The 24,099-nt window shown below is 43.7% G+C and carries 24 protein-coding genes and 1 pseudogene; 3 read left to right on the top strand and 22 right to left on the bottom strand.

Annotated features, from left to right (window positions below; translation table 11 throughout):
- Position 1 precedes the first annotated feature (1 nt).
- A complete protein-coding gene (miaE, locus tag GKR71_RS10480; RefSeq protein ID WP_154634261.1) occupies positions 2 to 766 on the top strand; it encodes a tRNA isopentenyl-2-thiomethyl-A-37 hydroxylase MiaE in 765 nt (254 codons plus the stop codon).
- 71 nt (positions 767 to 837) lie between these two features.
- Here the strand turns inward: miaE and rpoS are convergent, their stop codons facing one another.
- The 15 genes and pseudogenes from rpoS to cysJ form a co-directional block, all read right to left on the bottom strand.
- Positions 838 to 1,824 (bottom strand): RNA polymerase sigma factor RpoS, encoded by a 987-nt coding sequence (rpoS, locus tag GKR71_RS10475; RefSeq protein WP_108478377.1) that lies wholly within the window; start codon positions 1,822 to 1,824, stop codon positions 838 to 840.
- Between the two features lie 51 nt (positions 1,825 to 1,875).
- The gene (gene nlpD / locus GKR71_RS10470; RefSeq protein WP_036955743.1) at positions 1,876 to 2,940 is read right to left on the bottom strand and encodes a murein hydrolase activator NlpD; all 1,065 of its coding nucleotides are present in this window, start codon (positions 2,938 to 2,940) and stop codon (positions 1,876 to 1,878) included.
- A 215-nt stretch (positions 2,941 to 3,155) separates the two neighbouring features.
- Positions 3,156 to 3,782: a protein-L-isoaspartate(D-aspartate) O-methyltransferase gene (locus GKR71_RS10465; RefSeq protein ID WP_036955749.1), complete on the bottom strand. Its 627-nt coding sequence runs from the start codon at positions 3,780 to 3,782 to the stop codon at positions 3,156 to 3,158.
- Positions 3,779 to 4,541, bottom strand: a pseudogene (gene surE / locus GKR71_RS10460) (5'/3'-nucleotidase SurE). The gene GKR71_RS10465 and the pseudogene surE overlap by 4 nt, the downstream one beginning before the upstream one ends.
- Positions 4,519 to 5,568, bottom strand: coding sequence for a tRNA pseudouridine(13) synthase TruD (truD, locus tag GKR71_RS10455; RefSeq protein WP_154634260.1), 1,050 nt, complete (start codon positions 5,566 to 5,568; stop codon positions 4,519 to 4,521). The pseudogene surE and the gene truD overlap by 23 nt, the downstream one beginning before the upstream one ends.
- Positions 5,534 to 6,046 carry a 2-C-methyl-D-erythritol 2,4-cyclodiphosphate synthase gene (gene ispF, locus GKR71_RS10450; protein ID WP_108478380.1) on the bottom strand — a complete coding sequence of 171 codons (513 nt, stop codon included), beginning with the start codon at positions 6,044 to 6,046 and terminating at the stop codon, positions 5,534 to 5,536. Before ispF ends, truD begins: the two co-directional genes overlap by 35 nt.
- 9 nt (positions 6,047 to 6,055) lie before the next feature.
- Positions 6,056 to 6,784 (bottom strand): 2-C-methyl-D-erythritol 4-phosphate cytidylyltransferase, encoded by a 729-nt coding sequence (ispD, locus tag GKR71_RS10445; protein ID WP_036955761.1) that lies wholly within the window; start codon positions 6,782 to 6,784, stop codon positions 6,056 to 6,058.
- Between the two features lie 60 nt (positions 6,785 to 6,844).
- Positions 6,845 to 7,141, bottom strand: coding sequence for a cell division protein FtsB (gene ftsB / locus GKR71_RS10440; RefSeq protein WP_036955764.1), 297 nt, complete (start codon positions 7,139 to 7,141; stop codon positions 6,845 to 6,847).
- A 159-nt stretch (positions 7,142 to 7,300) separates the two neighbouring features.
- Positions 7,301 to 7,924, bottom strand: a complete 624-nt coding sequence (gene cysC, locus GKR71_RS10435) for an adenylyl-sulfate kinase (protein WP_108478381.1) — start codon at positions 7,922 to 7,924, stop codon at positions 7,301 to 7,303.
- Between the two features lie 4 nt (positions 7,925 to 7,928).
- Positions 7,929 to 9,371: a sulfate adenylyltransferase subunit CysN gene (gene cysN, locus GKR71_RS10430; protein WP_154610009.1), complete on the bottom strand. Its 1,443-nt coding sequence runs from the start codon at positions 9,369 to 9,371 to the stop codon at positions 7,929 to 7,931.
- A 24-nt stretch (positions 9,372 to 9,395) separates the two neighbouring features.
- On the bottom strand, positions 9,396 to 10,304 hold the full coding sequence (gene cysD / locus GKR71_RS10425) for a sulfate adenylyltransferase subunit CysD (protein ID WP_036955774.1): 909 nt from the start codon (positions 10,302 to 10,304) through the stop codon (positions 9,396 to 9,398).
- 14 nt (positions 10,305 to 10,318) lie between these two features.
- Complete coding sequence (cysG, locus tag GKR71_RS10420) at positions 10,319 to 11,731, bottom strand: siroheme synthase CysG (RefSeq protein WP_154634259.1); 1,413 nt, start codon at positions 11,729 to 11,731, stop codon at positions 10,319 to 10,321.
- A gap of 303 nt (positions 11,732 to 12,034) precedes the next feature.
- Positions 12,035 to 12,769, bottom strand: coding sequence for a phosphoadenylyl-sulfate reductase (locus GKR71_RS10415; protein WP_154634258.1), 735 nt, complete (start codon positions 12,767 to 12,769; stop codon positions 12,035 to 12,037).
- The gene (cysI, locus tag GKR71_RS10410) at positions 12,766 to 14,511 is read right to left on the bottom strand and encodes an assimilatory sulfite reductase (NADPH) hemoprotein subunit (protein WP_036955784.1); all 1,746 of its coding nucleotides are present in this window, start codon (positions 14,509 to 14,511) and stop codon (positions 12,766 to 12,768) included. Before cysI ends, GKR71_RS10415 begins: the two co-directional genes overlap by 4 nt.
- Positions 14,511 to 16,316, bottom strand: coding sequence for an NADPH-dependent assimilatory sulfite reductase flavoprotein subunit (cysJ, locus tag GKR71_RS10405; RefSeq protein WP_154634257.1), 1,806 nt, complete (start codon positions 16,314 to 16,316; stop codon positions 14,511 to 14,513). The genes cysI and cysJ overlap by 1 nt, the downstream gene beginning before the upstream one ends.
- 265 nt (positions 16,317 to 16,581) lie before the next feature.
- On the opposite strand from cysJ, the gene queD reads away from it, so the two are divergent.
- The gene (gene queD / locus GKR71_RS10400) at positions 16,582 to 16,947 is read left to right on the top strand and encodes a 6-carboxytetrahydropterin synthase QueD (RefSeq protein ID WP_036955790.1); all 366 of its coding nucleotides are present in this window, start codon (positions 16,582 to 16,584) and stop codon (positions 16,945 to 16,947) included.
- A 53-nt stretch (positions 16,948 to 17,000) separates the two neighbouring features.
- Here the strand turns inward: queD and queE are convergent, their stop codons facing one another.
- Complete coding sequence (queE, locus tag GKR71_RS10395; protein ID WP_154634256.1) at positions 17,001 to 17,672, bottom strand: 7-carboxy-7-deazaguanine synthase QueE; 672 nt, start codon at positions 17,670 to 17,672, stop codon at positions 17,001 to 17,003.
- 177 nt (positions 17,673 to 17,849) lie between these two features.
- Between queE and GKR71_RS10390 the strand changes: the two genes are divergently transcribed.
- Positions 17,850 to 19,217, top strand: a complete 1,368-nt coding sequence (locus GKR71_RS10390; RefSeq protein WP_154634255.1) for an amino acid permease — start codon at positions 17,850 to 17,852, stop codon at positions 19,215 to 19,217.
- Positions 19,218 to 19,319: 102 nt separating this feature from the next.
- Here GKR71_RS10390 and GKR71_RS10385 read toward each other — a convergent pair whose 3' ends face one another.
- From GKR71_RS10385 to GKR71_RS20055, 6 genes are all read right to left on the bottom strand, one after another.
- On the bottom strand, positions 19,320 to 20,510 hold the full coding sequence (locus GKR71_RS10385; RefSeq protein ID WP_154634254.1) for a methionine gamma-lyase: 1,191 nt from the start codon (positions 20,508 to 20,510) through the stop codon (positions 19,320 to 19,322).
- A gap of 15 nt (positions 20,511 to 20,525) precedes the next feature.
- On the bottom strand, positions 20,526 to 20,918 hold the full coding sequence (locus GKR71_RS10380) for a hypothetical protein (RefSeq protein WP_108478388.1): 393 nt from the start codon (positions 20,916 to 20,918) through the stop codon (positions 20,526 to 20,528).
- Between the two features lie 13 nt (positions 20,919 to 20,931).
- Positions 20,932 to 22,119, bottom strand: coding sequence for an NAD(P)/FAD-dependent oxidoreductase (locus tag GKR71_RS10375; protein ID WP_036955804.1), 1,188 nt, complete (start codon positions 22,117 to 22,119; stop codon positions 20,932 to 20,934).
- A 243-nt stretch (positions 22,120 to 22,362) separates the two neighbouring features.
- On the bottom strand, positions 22,363 to 22,896 hold the full coding sequence (locus GKR71_RS10370; RefSeq protein ID WP_230083387.1) for a DUF1287 domain-containing protein: 534 nt from the start codon (positions 22,894 to 22,896) through the stop codon (positions 22,363 to 22,365).
- Between the two features lie 116 nt (positions 22,897 to 23,012).
- Positions 23,013 to 23,804: an endonuclease/exonuclease/phosphatase family protein gene (locus GKR71_RS10365; protein WP_036955808.1), complete on the bottom strand. Its 792-nt coding sequence runs from the start codon at positions 23,802 to 23,804 to the stop codon at positions 23,013 to 23,015.
- A 63-nt stretch (positions 23,805 to 23,867) separates the two neighbouring features.
- Positions 23,868 to 24,099, bottom strand: a 232-nt coding sequence (locus GKR71_RS20055) for a hypothetical protein (protein ID WP_230085063.1), incomplete at its 5' end; no start/stop codon positions are given.

The raw sequence follows: 24,099 nt of genomic DNA, 5'->3' as shown, positions 1-24,099 counted from the left end.
CATGGATGAGTACGCTGAATTATTAGCGCCAATTAAGCAATTTTTGCAGTGTGAAACTCCCGATGCGTGGATCCACAAAGCCAGTCAGCCTGAAAATTTACCGACGATTTTGAAGGATCATCTGCTGTGTGAATTAAAAGCGGCGCAAAGTGCCATGTTTTTAATTCGCAAATATGCAGTGGATAAAGAAAGTGCGGCGATTTTATTAGAGTGGTTCAAACCCTATGAAGCCTTTGCATATGATCGCATTGGTGATGTTCACACATTGAAGAATAAGAACCAAATTTCAAAACAGATCCTAGCAAAAAAACAGTCTCCGTATAGCCAAGATTTGATTAATAAAATGGTGTTGTTAATCAAAGAGGAATTGCACCATTTTTACCAAGTGCTAGAAATTATGCATCAGCGAGACATTGCGTATGATGGCATCACCGCAGGGCGTTACGCAAAAGGGTTATTCAACCATTTAGATCCTCATGATCCGAAAACCTTGGTGGATAAGCTTATTATTGGAGCTTACATTGAAGCACGCTCTTGCGAGCGGTTTGCCAAATTAGCGCCACACTTAGATGAGCAACTTGCCAATTTTTATACCTCATTACTACGTTCAGAAGCGCGCCATTATCAGGATTACCTACAACTTGCCCAGTTGATTAGTAAAACAGATATTACTGAGCGTGTACGTTTTTATGGAGAAGTTGAAGCGCAGTTGATTTCAACGCCAGATGATGATTTTAAATTCCATAGCGGCGTACCGATTGATTAACTCCACCGACTAAAAAGAAAAGCCTCTGTTATCAATGACAACAGAGGCTTCATGTGTTTTAACACGGCAGATTACATATTGAATAACGCTTCCAGCGTTAAATCTTCGCCTTGTAAAATATCTTTTAGACGTCTTAAACCTTCAACCTGAATTTGACGAACTCTTTCACGAGTGAGCCCAATTTCGCGCCCAACCTCTTCCAGAGTTTCCGCTTCATATCCCAACAAACCAAAACGACGCGCTAAGACTTCACGTTGCTTAGGATTGAGTTCATATAACCACTTAACGATATTCTCTTTTAAGTTGTTATCTTGGATAGTGTTTTCAGGCCCTGAATCATTATCATCCGATAATACTTCCAGCAATGACTTCTCAGAATCCCCTGCGATAGGCGTATCAACCGATGTAATGCGCTCATTTAAACGTAGCATTCGGCTGACATCTTCAACAGGTTTATCTAATTGTTCAGCTATCTCTTCAGGACTTGGCTCGTGATCGAGCTTTTGAGCAAGTTCACGGGCTGTACGAAGGTAAATATTGAGTTCTTTGACGATATGAATCGGTAGACGGATTGTTCGGGTTTGATTCATGATGGCACGTTCAATCGTTTGACGGATCCACCAAGTCGCATATGTTGAAAAACGGAAGCCTTTTTCAGGATCAAACTTTTCAACTGCACGAATCAACCCAAGATTTCCTTCTTCGATCAGATCGAGCAAGGCAAGACCTCGGTTGTTATAACGGCGAGATATTTTTACCACTAAGCGAAGGTTGCTTTCTATCATGCGCTGACGCGATGCCACATCCCCCCGAAGGGCTCTGCGGGCATAGAAAACTTCTTCCTCTGCGGTGAGGAGTGGAGAGAATCCAATTTCACTGAGATAAATTTGGGTTGCATCCAAAACACGTTGACTCGCGCTTTGGAGTAACTCCGTGTCTTCATCCAGTTCTGAAACTAGATCCTCTTCTTTGAATTGACTCTCATCAAATGCTTCATCCATCGCATTTTCATCGAGGTCATTATACAACTCGTTAACTTTCAGCGAACTTTGGCTCATCAGTGACTCCGACCCAAGATAATGAGGACGGAATGTGTCACTCCGCCCAGTTTATCGCTGCGGTAAATAACGCAACGGGTTTACTGATTTTCCCTTATAACGAATTTCAAAATGCAAACGAACAGAACTTGTTCCGGTGCTACCCATAGTGGCTATCTTCTGACCTTCAGCAACATCCTGTTGGTCACGCACAAGTAACGTATCGTTATGTGCGTAGGCACTTAAGTAGTCATCGTTATGTTTTATTATTATGAGATTTCCATATCCGCGCAGTGCATTGCCAGCATAGACGACTTTACCAGGAGCAGCTGCAATAACAGATTGACCGCGAGAACCAGCAATATCAACACCTTTGTTTCCACCTTGCGCATCAGAGAAGCCTTCAATCATCTTCCCATCAGCAGGCCAACGCCATTTAATTGACGAATTGTTGGTGCTACTTCCTGTTGTTGCTGTTGCAGTCGTAGTGGTTGGGCTCGCTGTTGTCGTTGAAACCGTTGAGGCTGGTTTCTTGTTATTCGGCAACATCTTACCTGAATTCTGCCCGCTACTATTTTCAGGATACCCATTAGTTGGTTGAATATCAACCGGGCGCTGTTGACTATTTGACGCCGTTTGTGTGATCGGGCTCACATTTGTATTACCAATATTTATCACCTGACCTACATCCAAGCTGTATGGTTCAGAAATATTGTTTTTCGATGCTAACTCACGGAAATCATTACCCGTTATATAGGCGATATAAAACAGAGTATCGCCGCGCTGAACGGTGTAGGTGTTGCCGTTATAACTGCCTTTAGAAATGCGGCCGTAGTCTCGATTATAAACAATACGTCCATCGCTGCTGGTTGAAACAGGTCTAGAGGTATTATTTCCCATCGAACTATTAGACGACAAATTAGGTCTGTCTGAAGGCATCGCCGTACTCATTCCAGTATTGGACGGAGGATTAGGCACCGTTCTTGGTGCAGATTGTTGGCTAGATGAACCTCCATCATTCACACTCGAAATCGGTGCTGCGGGATGATAAGGCGTTGAGCATCCTGCTAATAAAGCACCGCTAAATGAAAAGATAACCGCCCATCGAATTCTGTTTATTGGGCTAACAATTTTCATATTTCTTCTCCCGTGAAGAAAAATCTGACCTGATACTAAAGGGTTAGAATGCAATTAATGCTTATTGAATATTAGTATCTTAAAATATTTCGCTTATTAAAGCAGAAATATAAAATAATGGACAAGTTAAATGTATCAAAAGTATAACAAATTGAGATTATCACTTAACAGTTTGAGCGAAATAACCCATTAATTCCAAATAACTTAAAGGGCTATTAGCTCAAATCACCGGCAACAAGAGGGACAAAACGTACTTTTTCAATCACATTGGTGTGATAGTCATTACCGCGACGGGTAATTAATTTCAGAGCCTGATCTTTGTCACCGACAGGGAGCACTAGGCGCCCTCCATCTTTTAACTGCTTAAGTAACAATGACGGAATTTCGCTAGGTGCGGCAGTGACAATGATCCCATCAAAAGGACCTTTTGATTGCCAGCCTTCCCAGCCATCACCGTGGCGAGTAGAAATATTGTGTAAATCTAACAACTTGAAGCGACGTTTTGCCGTCCACTGCAAGCTTTTGACTCTTTCGACTGAATACACATGCTCACAAAGATGAGCCAAAACCGCCGTCTGATACCCAGATCCCGTGCCAATTTCCAGCACATGGTCCGTCGGTTTAACCGCCAATAAGGCGGTCATTTTTGCCACAATATACGGCTGTGAAATGGTCTGCCCATGACCAATTGGTAATGGGATATTATCGTAGGCTTGATGAGAGAGCGCTTCGTCAACAAACCGTTCGCGAGGAACTAGCGCGAGCGCGTCTAATAGGCGCTCATCGTGAATTCCCTGTTGGCGCAACTGTGCCAGCAGTTCTTTCATGAGCCCGATTTTCATTTTGCCTTCACTCCTGACTTATCTAGCCACTCTTCTAATACTGACTGAGTTTTATAAGACGTTAAATCCACTTGCAATGGCGTTATTGAAACATAGCCATTTTGTACGGCTTCAAAATCCGTGCCCGGACCTGCATCACGAATTTCCCCAACCGGTCCTAACCAATAAAGCATATTACCGCGAGGATCTTCCAAATTATAAACTTCAGATGCCGCATGACGGCTGCCACAGCGGGTAACTTTAATCCCTTTTAACTCATCATAAGGAATATCTGGCACATTGATATTCAAGATATTTCCCGCACGTAATGGATTTTTTTTGCAGCATAGTGAGGATATCGCACGTTACCTTGGCCGCCGTTTCATAATGCACATCGCCATCCAATGAAACCGCAATAGAAGGCAAACCTAAGTGACGCCCTTCTGTCGCCGCTGCAACGGTACCAGAATAAATCACATCGTCCCCAAGATTTGGACCACAGTTAATTCCAGAGACCACAATATCAGGGCGAGGACGCACAACTTTATTCACCCCAATATACACGCAATCCGTCGGTGTACCTTCTTGAACAGCAAGGTCACCATTACTTAATGTTTGGATTTTTAATGGTCTATCCAACGTTAGTGCGTTTGAAGCACCACTACGGTTGCGATCGGGTGCAATCACCTGCACATGATAATGTTGGCGTAATGCCGCCGCCAAAGTTTGAATCCCCGGCGCAGTCACCCCATCATCGTTACTCAATAATATATTCAGCATCCACACAATCCTGATTAATAATTTCGCGTACTACACTCGTGGCAAAACTGCCTGAATTTAGGAAAAAACACAGCTTCACGGTTGACGAGTCTAGCCACTGCCATTGCAGATTTTGCGGCTTAACCAGTACAGCCCGTCTCGCTGGAGACACTCGCTCACTTTTCATTAGTGCCATAAATGGCTGATAATCTTGTAGACAGTGAGTCTCGAAAGCAAGGGCATCATCTTGGGTGCCTAAATCACCATCCCCAGGAAGCGGCGCTGTCACACTTAGCTCAGCAGATTGTAAACGAACTTGCAGAGAGTCTAACTCTTCTGCTGTCGCCACAAACCAGCTACCACGCCCGGTTAATTGCAGTGCATCCCCTAACATTGCGTGTTGCTGTGTCTGATTTGCAATTCGCGCACTGGCGATATCATTAAACATAGCACTTCGCGCGGCAGAGAGATAAAAACTGCGTTTATTTCGTTCACGTACTGTAATTTCTTGATTTGCCCAGCGGCGAGCTTGAACCAAGTTTTGCCCATCCCGACCAAAACGTTGTTCGCCAAAATAGTTCGGAACACCTAAATCAGCCACTTTTTGTAGGCGTTGTTCTACATCATCGGTGTCCGTAATATCCCGCAATGTCACTTCGAATTGATTCCCTTTTAGGGAACCAATACGTAATTTGCGTTTCTGACGAGTGACCGCTAATACACGGCACCCTTCAAGCTGCCAAGCAGAAAAATCGGGCGTGTCTTTACCCGGCATTTGCAGACAGAACCACTGCTCTGTCACCGCATGTCTATCTTTTAATCCCGAGTAACTGACTGCTCTGGCTGAGATTTTAGCAAATTTTGCCAGTTGCTCCGCAACAAATAATGTATTGCAGCCTGTTTTTTCGACGCGAACCATAACGTGCTCGCCTTCGCCATCAAGCTCAAAACCTAAATCTTCTTTCACCACGAAATCTTCAGGAATACTTTTTAGTGTCCCTGAAGAGAGGGGTTTACCATGCAGGTACTGAACATTCATAACTTTCATTACTATTATCTTTGATAAGTAAAACCACAGCGGCGCAAGCAATCCCTTCTTTTCGCCCCACAAAACCCAATTGTTCTGTGGTGGTTGCTTTCACATTGACGTCGTCCATGTGGCATTCGAGATCTTCGGCAATATTCACGCGCATTTGTGGGATATGCGGCAACATTTTGGGCGCTTGTGCCATGATAGTGACGTCGATATTGCCAATCAAATAACCTTTTTTACGTACTTGGCAAAAGGCTTCTCTGAGTAATACTCGGCTATCTGCGCCTTTATATGCCGGGTCAGTATCTGGGAATAATTTTCCGATATCCCCGAGTGCCGCAGCACCTAAAATGGCGTCTGTCAGCGCGTGTAAAACCACATCACCATCCGAATGTGCGATAAGACCTTGTTCGTAAGGAATGCGAACGCCACCAATAACGATAGGGCCTTCACCACCAAACTTATGCACATCAAAACCGTGTCCGATTCTCATTTTTTTTCCTTATGATTTCATTCTTGAAAGATAAAATTCCGCTAGCGCCAAGTCCTCTGGTCGCGTCACCTTAAGGTTATCAGCTCGCCCTGATACTAATATCGGTTGATAACCGCAATGCTCAAGTGCGGAAGCCTCATCCGTGATTACTGCATTTTCTTTCAATGCTTTATCTAAACAGTCACGTAGTAATACTAATGGGAAAAACTGCGGTGTTAAGGCATGCCAGAGCGCTTCTCGCTCAACAGTATGGGAAATACTTTGCGTTCCCTCCACGCCCCGTTTCATCGTATCCCGAACCGGAGCCGCCAGTATCCCCCCACAACAATCATTCTGAGTGGCTAACTGAACGATAGTATTTAAATCATCTAAATGCAGACACGGACGTGCCGCATCATGCACCAATACCCAAGCATCATCATACTCAGGTTGCGAAACCAGATAGTTTAATCCTGATAATACTGAATTTGCACGCTCTTTCCCCCCGATAACCGTGACAACGCGAGGATCTTTGGCAATATCGAGGTGATGGAAATAATCATCTTCAGCGCTTAATGCAACCACGATTTTTTGTACGTCTCCACTGCGCAATAAGGCATCAATGGTGTGTTCAATAATGGTTTTCCCTGCGATCGACAAATATTGCTTTGGGCAATCTGCATTCATACGACTGCCCACTCCGGCAGCGGGGATCAACGCAACAATCGGTGCTGCGCTGGATGTTCTTGGATTTATCATGATTCGAATCTTACATCAGAAATTATCAGGCTCTTGGGTGTGGTCGACCCTACACGATGATTATTGAGATGACGGTGGATTATTACGCTCTTTGACCATTCGATAGAATGATTCCCCAGGTTTTAACATACCTAGCTCGCTACGTGCGCGTTCTTCAATTGCATCCTGACCATCATTCAAGTCATTGATTTCTGCAAATAGCTGCTCATTACGCTGTTTTAAACGCGTATTCACAATTTCCTGCGCAGCAACATCATCCTTGACTTTGACATAGTCATGGATGCCATTTTTGCCTAACCATAAGGAATATTGTAACCAAGCTAATATCGCAATTAATAGTAGCGTTAATTTACCCATCTTGCCCCCTGAAATGATTTGCTAATCATCCCATAACTAAGCGCATGACGCTACTGCGATGCAAATATTGTCTAAAAAAGTCAGAATTGTTCGCGCTAGAAGAGATTAAATATCACCCAATTCCCTATAAATGTAGAAAAGGATGATATTTATGTAAAATCAATTTGCTATAGAAATGATATTTCGCTGTTGCAGCAGTTGAATCACCTGCGCTAAAGAATCATGAATAGGACGCAGGCCATCAAGGTGAAGTTCTGGATTTTGTGGTGGTTGATAAGGCGAATCAATCCCCGTGAAATGAGATATTTTCCCTGCTCGCGCTTGCTGATATAACCCTTTGGGATCTCGCTTTTCACAAACTTCAATGGGCGTATCCACATACAACTCATAGAACTGATCAGGTTCAAACAATTCGCGAACTCGCTGTCTATCTTCTTGATAGGGAGAAATAAACGCCGTCGCCACAATCAGCCCCGCATCCACCATTAACTTTGCAACTTCGCCAATTCGTCGAATATTTTCCTGCCGATCCCCATCACCAAATCCAAGGTCACGACATAATCCATGGCGAACATTATCTCCATCTAGAAGATAGGTTTTGATCCCCAAATTCGCCAATTGTGTCTCTATCGCCCCCGCCAACGTGGACTTTCCTGATCCCGATAAGCCCGTCAACCACAGCACTGCGCCTTTGTGACCATTGTGCTGCTCTCGCCATTGCCGAGTCACATTATGGGAATGCCAAACAATATTCTCCGACCGACCATTTTCCAATGTATCCATAACGTTACTTCCCACCTAACACATCGCGGGCACCCCAATGAGGGAAGTGGCGGCGGATCAGTTGGTTAAGCTCAATTTCGAATTGGCTAAATTCACCACGGTGTACCGTTTCTTCTGGCTGCGCTTCTCGAACTAGCCCTGCCCCCACCGTCACGTTTGTTAGCCTATCAATCAAAATCATCCCACCGGTATCCCCATTATTTTGGTAATTTTCCAGTAGTAACGGTTCATCGAATGAAAACTCCACCAAACCGATGCCGTTCAATGGCAGTTCAGTGGCCACTTTCTGAGTTAAGTTATTCACATCCACTTGATACTGAATGTTTTCAACTTTGCCTCGGCTTCGCTTGCCTGCCACTTTAATATCCACTTGTTGACCTTGCACCAGCGGCTGTTCTGACATCCACACCACATCCACTAATGCATGCTGACTCGCAAGCAGCTCCTCATTTTCAGCGACAATTAAATCGCCGCGACTGATATCAATCTCATCGTTTAGTACTATCGTAATCGCCTCACCCGCAATGGCTGAAGTCGGGTTACCGGAAAATGTCACAATCTCTTTGATGGTTGAAACGCTTCCTGAAGGCAGCACTTTCACTCTTTGCCCTACCTGTACAACCCCCGATGACACGGTGCCACTGTAGCCACGAAAATCTAAGTTTGGACGATTCACATATTGCACAGGAAAACGCAATGGCTGGTCAGCGGCCGTCTGAGTGACTTGCACCGTTTCCAGTAACGACAATAACGTTTCCCCTTGATACCATGGCAAATTCTCGCTTGGTGATACGATGTTGTCCCCATCCAGTGCAGAGATTGGCACAAACCAGACGTTTAAATCTACCGGAAGTTGCTGCGCAAATTGCTGGTAATCTTGCTGAATTTTATCAAACACGGACTGACTATAATCCACCAGATCCATCTTATTCACCGCCACGATCAAATGGCGGATCCCCAAGAGCGTACTAATAAAACTGTGGCGTCGCGTTTGCTCTTGAATGCCTTTTCGAGCATCGATCAACAGAATAGAGAGTGAGCACGTTGATGCGCCTGTCGCCATATTGCGGGTATATTGTTCATGTCCCGGGGTATCCGCGATGATAAACTTGCGTTTTTCCGTCGAAAAATAGCGATATGCCACATCGATGGTGATCCCCTGCTCGCGTTCAGCCGCTAATCCATCCACCAGCAATGCCAGATCCAATTTCTCGCCTTGAGTCCCTATCCGCTTACTGTCGCTTTGTAAAACTGACAATTGATCTTGGTAGATTTGTTGAGTGTCATGCAGCAAGCGTCCAATCAAGGTACTTTTCCCATCATCCACATTGCCACAGGTAAGAAATCGCAATAATCCCTTATGTTGCTGAGCCAGCAAGTAAGCTTCTACGCCACCTTGCTGTTGAATTTGATGCGCCATTGCGTCGTTATACGCTAATTCAGCCATGATGTTGCTCTCCTCACCGATTGATTAAAAATAGCCTTGGCGCTTTTTCAGCTCCATAGAGGCGGATTGGTCACTATCAATCAAACGCCCTTGGCGTTCACTGGTGGTGGATAGCAACATCTCTTCGATAATTTCAGGTAGTGTGCTGGCATTCGACGGCACAGCCCCCGTCAATGGCCAGCAGCCTAATGTCCGAAAACGTACTTTTTTCTTGGCGATGACCTCTCCCGCTTTTAGCTCTATACGCCCATCATCCACCATGATTAAGGTGCCATCACGCTCAATCACAGGACGTTCATCCGCAAAATAGAGTGGGACAATATCGATGTTTTCTAAGTAGATATATTGCCAAATATCCAGCTCAGTCCAATTGGATAATGGGAAGACGCGGATACTTTCCCCTTTATTAATTTGCCCGTTGTAATTGTGCCAAAGCTCCGGTCTTTGGTTTTTCGGATCCCAGCGATGCGAGCGATCACGGAATGAATAAATTCGTTCTTTTGCGCGTGATTTTTCTTCATCACGCCTAGCACCACCGAACGCGGCATCAAAGCCATATTTATCTAGCGCCTGCTTTAAACCCTCGGTTTTCATGATATCTGTATGCTTAGCGCTACCATGAACAAACGGATTGATACCGAGACGCTCCCCTTCAGGATTTCGGTGAATCAATAATTCAAAACCGTATTTTTTCGCCGTCTCATCACGGAACTGGTACATTTCACGAAATTTCCATCCGGTATCCACATGCAGCAAAGGGAAAGGGATAGTCCCAGGGTAAAATGCTTTTCGAGCCAAATGCAGCATCACGGATGAGTCTTTACCAATGGAATAGAGCATCACAGGGTTAGCAAATTCCGCCGCCACTTCACGAATAATATGAATACTTTCCGCTTCTAATTGCTGTAAGTGGGTTAATTTTTTTTCGTTCACGATTTACTCCTCGATTAAGCCAATTCCAGCACGGCTGAGCGCCATTGAATGGTTTCGGATTGCTGACCAAACCACGCCAGCTGCTGATGTAATGCCGCCACTTCACCAATGACGATTAATGCAGGTGCTGGCGCTTGCTGAGCCAATGACTCCAATTCATGCAACGCTCCCACAATCACTTTTTGATTTTGCCGAGTCCCACAACCAATCACGGCTACGGGGGTATCTCGATGACGTCCATATTGAATAAGCTGCTGGCGAATATTAGCGGCTGTCACAGTGCCCATGTAGATAGCCAGAGTTTGGTGACCGCGAGCTAATGCTTGCCAGTCCAACTCCGCTCCTTCTTGTCGGCAATGTCCGGTAATAAACGTGATACTCTGCGCGTGTTCTCTGTGGGTCAGTGGGATCCCCGCATAAGCCGCCGCACCAATAGCGGCGGTGATACCGGGTACAACTTGAAAAGGAATGTTGGCTTCGGCAGCAACTTGCAACTCTTCACCACCACGACCAAAAATAAACGGATCCCCACCTTTTAAGCGAACAACCTTTTTGCCTTGCTGAGCATAGTTGACGATCAATTGATTAGTTTCCTCTTGGGAAACGCTATGATTTCCTGCTCGCTTACCCACACAGACTTTGTCTGCATCACGGCGAACAAGATCAAGGATTTCCGTGCTCACCAGATGGTCATACAGCACCACATCCGCATTTTGCAGAACTCTCAAGCCTTTAAGTGTTAATAGCCCCGCATCACCCGGTCCAGCCCCCACTAAGGTTAACTCCCCTTGGTTATCCGGCTTCGCTAGCTGTTGCTCCAGCTGCTTTTCGGCATCATCCAGTTGCCCGCTTTCCACCAAAGAGGCAAAGCGCCCGCTAAAACTCAATTCCCAAAAACGTTTACGCTCACTGAGCTTAGTCAGATTCTGTTTTACGCGCTCACGCCAGCGCCCTGCAATCTCCGCCATTTTTCCCAACGATGTTGGCAGCAAGGTTTCCAGTTTTTCCCGTAATAATTTTGCTAACACAGGCGCGGTGCCACCCGATGAAATCGCCACCATAATGGGAGAACGGTCGATAATCGAGGGAACAATAAAGGAACAGAGGGGCTGGTCATCCACCACATTGACAAAAATATGTCTCTGCTGTGCATCATGAAAAACTTTCTCATTGAGCGCTTGGTCATCCGTGGCAGCAATCACCAAGTAAGCATCATCAAGGTGATAAGCTTGATAAGGTTGCTGTACCCAGTGCAATTGTTTTTGCTGATAAGCCAACTGCAAGCTTTCGCAAAGTTCAGGGGAAATCACCACCAGCGAGGCATGGGCTTTCAATAGTAATTCGGCTTTACGTGCGGCGACCACACCGCCGCCAATCAAGACAACTTGTCTTTCTCGCACACTCACAAATAAGGGTAGATAATCCATAAATCGCTTCCATCCAACATTTTAATTATAAGAGCAATGAAATTGACTATATGGCGTGAATTGGTCACTTTGAAATGACAAAAAAGCATGAATAGGAACAGAAAGGCATAAGCTAAATAAAGAGGGGAAAACCCAGTAAATTAAGCCTATCTTCCGCGATTTGACATAAATAAAAAATAAAGGGACACCCTTATTTTAGATAAAGGCATCCCTTTGTTATTACACAAATAAATTAACTTTCTACTTATTAGTAATGTAAGTAATTAATTATTTAAACGAAGTCTTTAGTTTTTTAAAAAAACATTAATTTTCATGTAGCCCGCATTCACGCTTTAAACCAAAGAAACGAGTTTGCTCTTCACTCATACCGGGTTCCCATGGACGACTGGTATGAGTATCTCCCACCGATAAATACCCTTTTTCCCATAATGGATGGTAGGGTAAATTATGTTTGGTCAAATACTGATAAACTTCTTTATTATTCCAATCAATCACTGGCAGAATTTTAAAAATCCCGCGACCAATACTCAGCACTGGTAACGCTGCTCGGCTCGCCGATTGTTCTCGTCTTAGTCCTGAAAACCAACTTTGCGCCTGCAATTCATGCAGCGCCCGCGTCATAGGCTCTACTTTGTTCAATAGGTTATAACGCTCAATTCCTTCAACCCCTTGAGTCCACAACTGCCCATGAATGGCTTCTTGCCATGCAGGGCTGGTTTCCGCTCGGTACACTTTCAAGTTTAAGTTTAACCGTTCCGTTAACTGTTCAATAAACTGGTAAGTTTCAGGAAACAAATAACCCGTATCCGTTAAAATCACAGGAATATTGGGGACCACTTGCGTGACTAAGTGCAGCGCCAAAGCACCTTGGATGCCAAAGCTTGATGACAACACGAATTCAGCAGGAAGATGTTCAACCGCCCATTCAACGCGAGCTAGCGCAGTCATTTCTTCAAGTTTCGCGTTGAATTCCGCTAAATAAGCAACTTGAGCCTGTTTATCTAACGGCTGAACTTGCGCTAATTGAAGTCGGCTCATACCGCCTCCTTGACCTCGTAAAAGTCGATAGCTGAGTTGAGTACTGGCTTCACGACGTTAGCGCGGATCAGGTAATCACCAAAACCTTCATTCGGTTGACGTTCAGCCGCCCAGCGACCAATCAGCTCATCCATGATGGCTAAAATCTCTGCACTGCTGATATTTTCCTTATACATTCTAGGGATACGCGTACCGATGCGATTTCCACCTAAATGTAAGTTATAACGGTCGAGAGCTTTACCCACCAGCCCAACTTCCGCCAGCATCGCGCGACCACAACCATTTGGGCAGCCAGTTACACGTAAAACAATATGCTCATTCGCCACATGATGCGCCGCCATGATGTTTTCAACTTGCGTGACGAACTCCGGTAAAAAGCGCTCCGCTTCCGCCATCGCTAGCGGACAGGTTGGGAAAGAGACACACGCCATCGAGTTTTCACGCTGACGCGTCACTTCATTGCTCATCAAACCGTGCTCAATAGCAATTTTCTCTATTGCCGCTTTGTCTTCTTCCTCAATCCCCGCCACAATTAAGTTTTGGTTGGCCGTCAGGCGAAAGTCCCCTTTATGGATTTTCGCGATCTCGGCGACGCCGGTTTTTAACGGTTTGTCCGCTAAGTCGATTAAGCGCCCATTCTCCACAAATAAGGTTAAATGCCAGCGATTATCAATGCCTTTTAACCAACCAATTTGGTCGCCACGCTCCGTAAATTGGTAAGGACGAATAGCGTCAAACTGCACACCAGCTCGTTTTTCCACTTCCGCTTTAAACACCTCTATCCCAACTCGCTCAAGGGTGTATTTGGTTTTGGCATTTTTACGATCAGTCCGGTTTCCCCAATCACGCTGCGTAGTGACAATCGCTTCAGCAATTGCCAAGGTTTTATCTAAGGGAATAAAACCAAATTCACTGGCAAGACGTGGGAACGTGTTGGTATCGCCGTGGGTCATCGCTAAACCGCCGCCCACCAGCACGTTGAAACCGATCAATTGCCCTTTTTCAGCAATCGCCACAAAGTTCATATCATTAGCATGGAGATCCACATCATTTAGCGGTGGGATCACCACGGTAGTTTTAAATTTCCGAGGAAGATAGGTTTGCCCTAGAATCGGCTCTTCATCGGTGGTCACAATCTTTTCTTTATCCAACCAAATCTCAGCATACGCACTGGTGCGAGGTAGCAAATGCTCAGAGATTTTTTTCGCCCATTCATAGGCTTGCTGATGCAGTTCAGACTGCACAGGGTTAGACGTACACAGTACGTTACGGTTTACGTCATTGGCGGTAGCTAACGCATCCAGCCCCACATGGCTGAGCATTTGGTGCGCCGGCTTCACATCCCCTTTGAGAATACCGTGAAACTGGAATGTTTGACGGTTGGTAATACGAATGCTGCCGTATAACGTGTGCTCAGAGGCAAATTTATCAATATCGAGCCACTGTTTCGGGGTAATGATGCCTCCCGGTAAGCGACAACGCAGCATCATGGCATGACGCGGTTCTAACTTCTGCTCTGCTCGCTCTGCGCGAATATCTCTGTCATCTTGTTGATACATTCCGTGAAAACGGATCAGCAAGAAATTATCTCCGTCAAAACCGCCTGTTAAGCCGTTTTTGAGATCGTCTTTGATAGTGCCTCGTAAATAGTTACTTTGCTGCTTCATCCGCTCGCTGTCAGCGAGCTTTCCTTCAACCACTAAGGCCGGCTGAGGTGCAACTTTTTGATGTTCATTGCTCATTAATAAACGTCCCTCTGATAACGGCGCATCACACGCAGCTCACTTAAAAAATCATCCGCTTGCTCTTCATCCATGTGCCCGTGCTCGCTGATGACATCCAATAATGCTTGTTCCACATCTTTCGCCATGCGATTTGCATCCCCACACACATAAATATGTGCGCCTTGTTGGATCCAGTCCCACACTTCGCTACCTTGTTCGCGCAATTTGTCTTGCACATACACTTTTTCAGCCTGATCCCGCGACCACGCTAATGAAATATGGGTCAGCAAACCGTCTTTGACATAACGCTGCCATTCGACTTGATATAAGAAGTCGTCAACAAAGTGCGGATTGCCAAAAAACAGCCAGTTTTTACCTTCGCTACCGTCGTTATCACGTTGTTGTAAGAAAGCGCGGAATGGGGCAATTCCCGTTCCCGGACCAATCATAATCACGGGAGTATTTGAGTCTGCGGGTAGGCGGAAATTATCATTATGTTCAATAAACACCCGCAGTTCGTCACCTTCATTGAGACGATCCGCTAAGAAGCCAGAAGCACCGCCTGTTCTTGGACGTCCATCAATCTCATAGCGTACAACCCCGACGGTAGCATGGACTTCATCCGTCGCTTCTGCCTGTGAAGAAGAAATGGAATACAAGCGTGGCGTTAATGGGCGCAGTAAATCCACAAACTCTTGCGCACTTGGTTGAGCCGCCGCTTGGCGTACCATATCAACGATAGGCGTGGTTTGTGCATACTGCATAATGGCTGGCTTATCACTGATCAAGCCTAATAAGCTATCATCTTTGGATAACTGAGCGTATTTTTCGACGATCAAATGGGTATTTTGGGTCAGTTCCAGCTGGTAAGTTAACGCATCACGCAGCGAATGGCGCTGTTGACCAATAAATACGTCTTCATCCCCTTGTAGCCATAACAGGCTAATCAGCTCATCCACTAACGCAGGGTCATTATCAAACCACACGCCTAGTGCATCTCCCGGCTGATAGCGTAAACCAGAATTCCCCAAATCAATCTCAATATGGCGCACATCTTTGTCCGATCCGCGCCCCGTGATCTTTTGGTTACTCAACAGCGAAGCGGTTAATGGCGCCGTTTTGGTGTATGGGGAAGAATCGAGCTGATTCACACTGCCAGATTGAGTATTGATGAGCTGGCTATCTGACTGAGCAGGTACTCGCGCTTTTAAAATCTGCGTCAAAGAGCTTACCCACTCGTCTGCCAATGCCTGATATTCAACATCCGCATCGACCCGAGGAAGCAACGCACTCGCCCCGAGTTTCTCAAACTGGCTATCGAAATCTTTTCCGGCTTGGCAAAAATGCTCATAAGAAGAATCGCCAAGTGCAAAAACCGCGTAATGGGCGGCTGAGAGATCGGGGGCTTTCTTCGAATTCAAATATTTATGTAATGCAACGGCCTCTTCGGCTGGCTCCCCTTCACCTTGGGTGGATGCCACAACGATCACCACTTTCTCTTGGTTTATCTGCTTAAACTTGTAATCACCAGCATTGACTAAATTGGCACTGATTTTCTCACTCAGTAGCTTTTCTCGAAGCTGCTCAGCTAAACGACGGGCATTACCCGTTTGGGAGGCTGAAATAATGGTCACGGTTTCTTGAGGCGCATTGCTTGCAGGAACAGATTCACTTTGCGCACTGTTTTGATTCACCATTCCCCACAAATAGCCAGATAGCCAAGCCAGTTGATGGGATGAATAATCCCCCACTGCGGTTTGTAAGCGCCCTAATTGCTCCGTCGAAATCGGTAATGCTGATAATGGAGGTTGCTTGTTTTGCATTATTTTGTCACTCCAACGTGATCCATCATTGAATAGTCAATAAAACGTTATATATGCCATTCTCTATCCCAAATGAAGATAAAGGTTATAACAGCCATAACTAGGAAGATAAGAAACTATAGCCATAACTAATAGCTAAAAATCCTAAAGAAAATATTCGATGATGAATATCGAATAAAAAGATTAGCCAGAAATCGATAAATAACGACATTTTGAGTAAAAATAACAGTAGAATACGCTACTAAACATTAGTAAGGAGAAATTTATGAGCACAACCATCTACAAAGATTTTCACTTTGAAGCAGCCCACCGCCTTCCTCATGTACCCGAGGGGCATAAATGTGGTCGCCTGCATGGGCACTCTTTCATGGTGCGCTTAGAAATCACGGGTGAAATTGATGCGCATACGGGATGGATCATGGATTTTGCTGATGTGAAAAGCGCCTTTAAACCTATCTATGAGCGTCTAGACCATCACTATTTAAATGAGATTGAAGGGTTAGAAAACCCAACCAGTGAAGTACTTGCTCGCTGGATTTGGCAGCAAACCAAGCCACTGTTACCACTATTAAGTGCCATTACGGTTAAAGAAACCTGCAATGCAGGCTGTGTATATCGCGGAGAAGCCTAAGCCAAATAGGTGCTGAGCTGTAAGTTATCACCTACAGCTCAAAGACATAATGATTACTGAATATTTAAATATTTATGGGTTTGAATGGATAGCCGCCAGTTGCGTTGGATGCAGGTATCAATACATAGCTTCATCGCTGACATTTTTTGGCTAATAGGCTGAAGCGCCACAATCGGTGGCTCCCCTTGAGTTCGCAAAGATAATAGCTGATCAAGGGCTTCAATATCCTTTTCACGCGCTACAGGATGCTTGATTTCATTGGCACGATTAATCGCCTGTTCGAGTACTTGCAATCCACCTTTCATACCCACTTTCGGCGAGACAGTGACCCAGGTATTTTCAGTGCAGATGATTGGGTAAGTGCCGCTGGTTTCAATCTGACATTGAAACCCCTTCGCTTCAAGGGATTGCGTTAAGTTCGTTAAATCATAAATACACGGTTCTCCGCCCGTTATCACGATGTGTTTTGCGGTATAGCCGTTTTGTTGCATCAGTTGGATTAAGCTTTCGGCATCGGACATTGCCCATAAATCACTGTCTTGTGTTTTTAATGCAATATCACCCAATGTGGATTCCTTCGCGGGCTCTTTGTCCCAGGTCTGTTTGGTATCGCACCAACTACAGCCCACTGGACAGCCTTGCAAACGAATAAAAACAGCAGGGACGCCAGTAAAAACACCTTCCCCCTGTAAAGTTTGGAAGATTTCATTAATTGGGTATTTCATATTGCTCCTAGAAGATTCCATTTGGCGCATATTATATTGCAGATATCTATCTCGCGGGCAATGCACTTTGTGATAATGTAGTCACCCTGCGTTCAGGAAAGTACGTCAACTCAAACAACGAAACCGAAACAATATTCGGTACAATATTTCGAAATAAAGTCAATGACAGGAAAAGACATGCAAAGTAGTGAACAAAATCAACTCAGAAAGGGGCTGAGTGTCCGGCACATTCGCTTTATGGCCTTAGGGTCAGCGATTGGTACTGGGCTATTCTACGGTTCTGCGTCTGCGATTCAGGCAGCAGGTCCTGCGGTGTTACTTGCCTACATGTTAGGTGGTGCCGCTGTATTTATGGTGATGCGTGCCCTCGGCGAAATGGCGGTTCATCATCCAGTCCCTGGTTCATTCTCTCACTACGCAAGCCATTATATGGGTCCTCTAGCGGGTTTTTTAACAGGTTGGAACTACGTATTTGAAATGCTGGTAGTCTGTTTAGCCGATATTACGGCCTTCGGGATGTATATGGGCTTCTGGTTCCCGCATGTCGACCAATGGGTATGGGTATTGAGTATCGTGCTATTTATTAGCGCCCTCAATCTTTGCCACGTTAAGATTTTCGGTGAGATGGAATTCTGGCTATCGATTATTAAAGTTAGTGCTATTATTGCCATGATTGTCGGCGGTGCCTTCTTGATGATCTACGGTTTTGGTCAAGAAACTAACCATGAAGTGGGTATCCAAAACTTATGGGAGCATGGCGGCTTTATGCCAAATGGCATTGAAGGGGTGATAGCCTCTCTAGCCATCGTTATGTTTGCTTTTGGTGGTATTGAGGTAATTGGTATCACGGCAAGTGAAGCGCAAAATCCTGAAAAAACCATTCCTAAAGCTATCAATGCGGTGCCTATCCGTATTCTATTATTCTATGGATTAACGCTGTTTATCCTGATGTGTATCTACCCATGGAATCAAATCGGTCAAAACGGTAGTCCGTTTGTCCAAATCTTCGATAGCTTAGGTATTCAATCCGCAGCCAATATCCTGAATATCGTGGTGATCACAGCTGCAATTTCCGCTATCAACAGTGATATTTTTGGCGCAGGTCGCATGATGTATGGTATGGCTCAAGATGGGCAAGCACCGAAAGTCTTTACTAAACTGACCAAAAGCGGTGTGCCATGGGTAACAGTGCTGGTGATGTCCGTTGTGATGTTATTAGGGGTTTATCTGAACTACCTGTTACCAGAAAAAATCTTTGTGATCATCGCGTCAATCGCGACCTTCGCAACGGTGTGGGTCTGGTTAATGATTTTACTGTCACAAGTGGCAATGCGCCGCAAGATGAGCCAAGAAGAAATCAAAAAACTGAAATTCCCTGTACCGTTCTGGCCTGTAGGTCCAGCAGTCACCATCGCATTTATGGTGTTTGTTATCGCTTTATTAGGCTTCTTTAAAGATACGCAAGTGGCGCTGATCGTAGGCTTTGTGTGGGTGGCTTTACTCAGTATCACTTTCTTTGCGATGCGTTATTACCAAAAACGTTGATCCCTTTTCATTAAGAGATCAATAAAACAGCCCTACATCGAACAGATCTAGGGCTGTTTTTTTAATGATTTTTGATTTTATGGAACCGTTAGTTCTACTACATCACGCTGACGCAAGCGCCTGTTCAATATCTGCAATTAACTCATCGACATTTTCTAAACCAATAGATAGTCGAATCAGCCCATCACCAATGCCATATTGCAGCCTTTCTTCCGGTGTATAGGTCGAATGAGTCATACTGGCAGGATGCTGCGCCAATGACTCGCAATCTCCCAAACTCACCGCCCTAGAGAACAGCGTTAAATGGTTTAAGAACCGCTTACCTGCTTCCAGCCCCCCTTTTAGCTCAAATGCAATCATGCCTCCGGCTAATTTCATCTGCTTTTGAGCTAAATGGTACTGCTCAAAACTCGGCAAACCCGGGTACATAATGGTAGCGACTTTTGGGTTCACTTCTAAATATTCAGCAATTTTCTGTGTGCTTTGGACTATCCTATCCATACGAACAGACAAGGTTTTCATTCCTCGAATAATCAGGTTAGCGTCATGAGGAGATAAGCATGCCCCCGTCATATCCTTCAACCCCACTAATCGAATTAGTTTTGCGTACTCTGCCGTTGTGGCTACCGCTCCCCCCATAGCATCCCCATGACCATTCATGTACTTGGTCAACGAGTGCAGCACAATATCCGCCCCCAATGTCAGTGGTGTTTGAATATACGGCGTGCAATAGGTGTTATCGACTACCACTAAGATATTATGTCGATGAGCAATCTCACTCACCGCAGCAATATCCACCAAACGCATGTTCGGGTTAGCGGGTGACTCAAAGAATATCATGCGCGTTTTTTTCGTAATGGCTTGAGCGACACTCTCTGGATCACTCATATCAATGTGCTTAATTTTCACACCAAATCGAGCCAACCCATGATGAAAAAAGGCATAAGTACAGCCATAAACTGTTAAGTCCACTAACAGTTCATCACCCGGATTTAATAATGTCCAAAATGTAGCCGTGATTGCGCCCATACCTGACGAGAACACAATTGCCGCCTCTCCCTCTTCAAGAGAGGCAATTCTATTTTCCAATAGATTTAATGTTGGGTTATTAATTCGGGTATAAATATAGCCATCTTTTTCACCACTAAAACAGGCTGCGCCCTCTTCGACACTTTTAAATACATAAGTCGATGTTTGATAAATTGGCGATGCCAATGAACCTAAATGATCTTGTGCATTATAGTGACTATGAATTGCCCGTGTTTCGAAAGAACGTTTTATATCTAAACTCATACCACCTCCGAAAAATTACCCTCCTTGGGATTGAGATAATCGAGAACCGACAATTTGCATTGTTCGCAAAAGCGTCGTAATTCCACGCAATGTATTTGGATCTTTTAATAATCCATACACTGAGCGAAAGTTAGGATTTTTACTATCATGTATTCCTTCCATTTTTGCCATATTGTAGGCAGTACCTAATTCCCATACAGGCACTAAAGTATCTTCAAAAGAATTTGATAATCGTTCTACTGTACTGTTATCTAATATATCGACAAGGTCAGATACTAGTGAAAGCAGATCCACAATATTGTCTAAGCGATTTAAGTGTAATAACGGTGCTAATTTTTCAGCAAGATGATTACCAGATTCGGAACTTAATAGTTCAAGCAATTTACTTTGATTTTCATTATTCGACATTTTTAATTCCTTATTAAACTAAGCCACGGATTGCTGCCCAATAAATACCTCTATTGAAGCCATTTCTTAGTAATCCACCGAGCTTTGTTGGCGGAGTTGGAATAACATCGTGCTTGTAATCGTATTGCAAAGGCATACCCGCCGTTAATCCCATTTGAGCAACAGCTTGTACTCGACCATCATAAATAGCCGCTGGGTAACCATAAATTAACTCACCACAAATATTATCAGCAATAATTGCAGCTTGGTTATGGCAGCTCCCCCCCGCTTTACTAATTGGTAAATCAACTGTATCACCAATAACATAAACACCTTCAACACCATAGACTTGCATTGTTTCATGGTCTGTTGGTAACCAACCTTCACCATTATTGTGTTCACTTAATCCGGTATTTACGACCGCCTCTACTGCGGTAATAGGTGGAGTGCTAATTAATAAATCGAAAGGCTGCTCATCACCTTCTTTGGAATAAGCTAATTTCTTATCTGGGTCGACTTTATTTAAAGTAAACCCTCTTTGAGCTTTAATATTTCGAGATACAAATACTTCAGGAATGACTTCGCAAACCGGCTGTTGCATGAATAAACAATTACGCAGTAATTGTGCAACCGTTGGATAGGTATAAACAATTTCAATATTATCTCTAACTCGACGTTTACGTAAAAACTCATCAATCATGAGTGTTGTTTCCATCGGCGCTATACCACACTGATGGGGAACGTTTGGTGTTTCAGGAAATGAAACGGTAATAAAAATACGACCTTTTTCAATCTTAGATAATTGGTCGGCTAATTTACGCGAGGCATCATAGGCATAAAAATGGTTACCTATTTCCTTTAATCCTTCAATACGCTCAGGCCTAGGGATACACCCTGTGGCAACGACTAAATAGTCATAGTGATATTTTTTATTATTTCTTGAGTATAATTCTTTATTTTTAAAATCAAATGAGTCAACTTTATCAATGACTAATTCAATTTCTGGTCTTAATAATTCACGCTCAGGTCGGCTTAGTTCTTCTTTAAAGAACATATTAAAAGCCACATACATAAATGCAGGTTTATAATAATGTATCGGATTATCTGTTATTAACGTTATTTTTATTCTTTGAGAAAAAATGTCTTTATTAAGTTTTCTAGCCAAAATATTAGCTAACATGGTACCGCCAGTACCACCACCCACAATAACTATATTTTTCATGATTTAAAATCCTTAAGAAATAAAACAGCCCGATAAATAAAACCTGCTCATCGCCGTGCTTTACACTTAATAAATATAGTTTAATGCCAATAACAACCAATACAATAAATTGCATATAATTCGAGAATCAACAAAAAAAACTAATCACTTTGAGATATTAAAACGCTTTCTCTGGTAAAAGAAAAGTGAAGCATTCATAAGTGATAAAATTAAATTTCATTGCAGCTCATTGAAAGAAAAAGATTAATATGAATAATGTCCAACTATCTTCCATTTAAATAAGACATCCTCAGCAACTTGTCCATATCCAATATTGTGCATCACTAAGTAATATCGACTATTCGATGCTTTGATGGATGTCACAATTCCTATATGTGGACGGCCGTTATCTAAACGCCATGAAACGATATCACCGGGTAAATAATCCTCCCCTTTTACCGTAATAGGTTTAACAGTACCTTTTCGAGCAAAAAAGGTTTCTAAGTTAGGTACTCGCCGATGATCAATATTGGTATCAGGCTTACGAAGCCCCCACATTTTTTGACTTGGATACTGGCTAAAGTTTTTTTTAATATCTTCATGAAGCTGTTTTTGAAGATCAATACCCAACTTACGATAACTGCGTATCACAACATCAGAACAGACACCATAATGGCTGGGAACATCCCCATTAGGGTAATCTATCTGGCGATAAGATGAATCATAAACAACAAGGCGAGGTAATTGTTCGGCTTGTTTTGCCAACTCAAGGTTACTTTTTCCTAATGCATAGGGCATGCAAAATAGTAAAGCGATAGATAGTAATCGTTTCAAGGTATGAATCCCCATAAAATAGAGAATAAAATCTACAATAATTACAGGGATAAATAAGGTGGGATAATCTTAAAAAGGTATTAATTAGTTAATTTAAATTGGGTAATGATAGGATTATGATCTGACGCATCTGTCTGTAATACGTGGCTTTCTTTCAGTGTTAAGCCGCGATAAAACATAAAGTCTAATGGACGACCAAAAGCTTTTGTTCGTAAATCTAAATCGTAGAGAACTTCCTTCAAGCCAACTGAACGAATAAAGCGTTTCAATGCATTTACTCGCTGACGGCTCCATGCATTAAAGTCCCCCGCGAGAATAACGGGACCGACATGTTTGCTAATATGAGAACCTAACTTACTCAATTGCTTTCTATACACATCAACACCAAAACTAAAGTTAATGGCATGTACGTTAGCAACCATTAAATGCTTACCATTAGGCAATGGATAAACCGTGATCAAAGCCGATTTCGCTAAACGTAATAGCGGCTCTTTTTCTCGTAATGGACAACAATAAATAGGGTGAGCTGTCGCGAGAGTCATTACCCCTGATGGATGAGGAGAAAAAGGTAAGGCAGGGACTTGGTCTGCTACCAATTGATGTGAAGCAGCAAAAGAAACCAATTCTGGTGACATTTGTGCTTCCTGGAGCAATAACAGTTTTTTCTCTTTAACGAGCTCTGCTAACGTAGATTTCCAATTTGGTCGCTGCTGCTTATAAATATTCCACGTAACCACATCCAGCATTTCACCCGCAGGAAACAGAGGAAGACCAATAGGAAGAGAATCACCTAGCATATGAATTGGCATAGGCTGAATACGTTTTGCAGGCTCGCCAGCAATGTACCGAACAGAATAGGTTCTTTTAGCCACGTACCGGATTCCCTACGAAATTGATAACAACAGTATTATTGGTAACAACAGTATTGCTGCCAACTATGCTAGTTTAGCATTGGTTTGACTGACTCGCGTACAGTATATCAAATATCTTACCGGTAATCTTAAGGAACTTATTATTCCTTTTTGTGACCTTTCTAAGTCAGTCTGACTATCTCCATCAAATTCTCTATCATTCACCGTGATAAATATTCTAAATAACGGCTTAACAAAAGAAAAAAGTGCGTGTAATGGAGGCATTTTTTGCTGTTTGGTTAGGATATAAAGTAGA

It is taken from the genome of Providencia sp. wls1922 (genome assembly GCF_009706505.1).
GTDB lineage: Bacteria > Pseudomonadota > Gammaproteobacteria > Enterobacterales > Enterobacteriaceae > Providencia > Providencia lanzhouensis.
This window is presented reverse-complemented; position numbering and strand designations above follow the sequence as displayed.

What these genes read in the sequence shown, in the direction of transcription:
- miaE (WP_154634261.1), top strand. Translation starts at nt 2, where the DNA reads ATGGATGAGTACGCTGAATTATTAGCGCCAATTAAGCAATTTTTGCAG.
- rpoS (WP_108478377.1), bottom strand. Translation starts at nt 1,824, where the DNA reads ATGAGCCAAAGTTCGCTGAAAGTTAACGAGTTGTATAATGACCTCGAT.
- nlpD (WP_036955743.1), bottom strand. Translation starts at nt 2,940, where the DNA reads ATGAAAATTGTTAGCCCAATAAACAGAATTCGATGGGCGGTTATCTTT.
- GKR71_RS10465 (WP_036955749.1), bottom strand. Translation starts at nt 3,782, where the DNA reads ATGAAAATCGGGCTCATGAAAGAACTGCTGGCACAGTTGCGCCAACAG.
- truD (WP_154634260.1), bottom strand. Translation starts at nt 5,568, where the DNA reads ATGAAAGTTATGAATGTTCAGTACCTGCATGGTAAACCCCTCTCTTCA.
- ispF (WP_108478380.1), bottom strand. Translation starts at nt 6,046, where the DNA reads ATGAGAATCGGACACGGTTTTGATGTGCATAAGTTTGGTGGTGAAGGC.
- ispD (WP_036955761.1), bottom strand. Translation starts at nt 6,784, where the DNA reads ATGATAAATCCAAGAACATCCAGCGCAGCACCGATTGTTGCGTTGATC.
- ftsB (WP_036955764.1), bottom strand. Translation starts at nt 7,141, where the DNA reads ATGGGTAAATTAACGCTACTATTAATTGCGATATTAGCTTGGTTACAA.
- cysC (WP_108478381.1), bottom strand. Translation starts at nt 7,924, where the DNA reads ATGGATACATTGGAAAATGGTCGGTCGGAGAATATTGTTTGGCATTCC.
- cysN (WP_154610009.1), bottom strand. Translation starts at nt 9,371, where the DNA reads ATGGCTGAATTAGCGTATAACGACGCAATGGCGCATCAAATTCAACAG.
- cysG (WP_154634259.1), bottom strand. Translation starts at nt 11,731, where the DNA reads ATGGATTATCTACCCTTATTTGTGAGTGTGCGAGAAAGACAAGTTGTC.
- GKR71_RS10415 (WP_154634258.1), bottom strand. Translation starts at nt 12,769, where the DNA reads ATGAGCCGACTTCAATTAGCGCAAGTTCAGCCGTTAGATAAACAGGCT.
- cysI (WP_036955784.1), bottom strand. Translation starts at nt 14,511, where the DNA reads ATGAGCAATGAACATCAAAAAGTTGCACCTCAGCCGGCCTTAGTGGTT.
- cysJ (WP_154634257.1), bottom strand. Translation starts at nt 16,316, where the DNA reads ATGCAAAACAAGCAACCTCCATTATCAGCATTACCGATTTCGACGGAG.
- queD (WP_036955790.1), top strand. Translation starts at nt 16,582, where the DNA reads ATGAGCACAACCATCTACAAAGATTTTCACTTTGAAGCAGCCCACCGC.
- queE (WP_154634256.1), bottom strand. Translation starts at nt 17,672, where the DNA reads ATGAAATACCCAATTAATGAAATCTTCCAAACTTTACAGGGGGAAGGT.
- GKR71_RS10390 (WP_154634255.1), top strand. Translation starts at nt 17,850, where the DNA reads ATGCAAAGTAGTGAACAAAATCAACTCAGAAAGGGGCTGAGTGTCCGG.
- GKR71_RS10385 (WP_154634254.1), bottom strand. Translation starts at nt 20,510, where the DNA reads ATGAGTTTAGATATAAAACGTTCTTTCGAAACACGGGCAATTCATAGT.
- GKR71_RS10380 (WP_108478388.1), bottom strand. Translation starts at nt 20,918, where the DNA reads ATGTCGAATAATGAAAATCAAAGTAAATTGCTTGAACTATTAAGTTCC.
- GKR71_RS10375 (WP_036955804.1), bottom strand. Translation starts at nt 22,119, where the DNA reads ATGAAAAATATAGTTATTGTGGGTGGTGGTACTGGCGGTACCATGTTA.
- GKR71_RS10370 (WP_230083387.1), bottom strand. Translation starts at nt 22,896, where the DNA reads ATGCCCTATGCATTAGGAAAAAGTAACCTTGAGTTGGCAAAACAAGCC.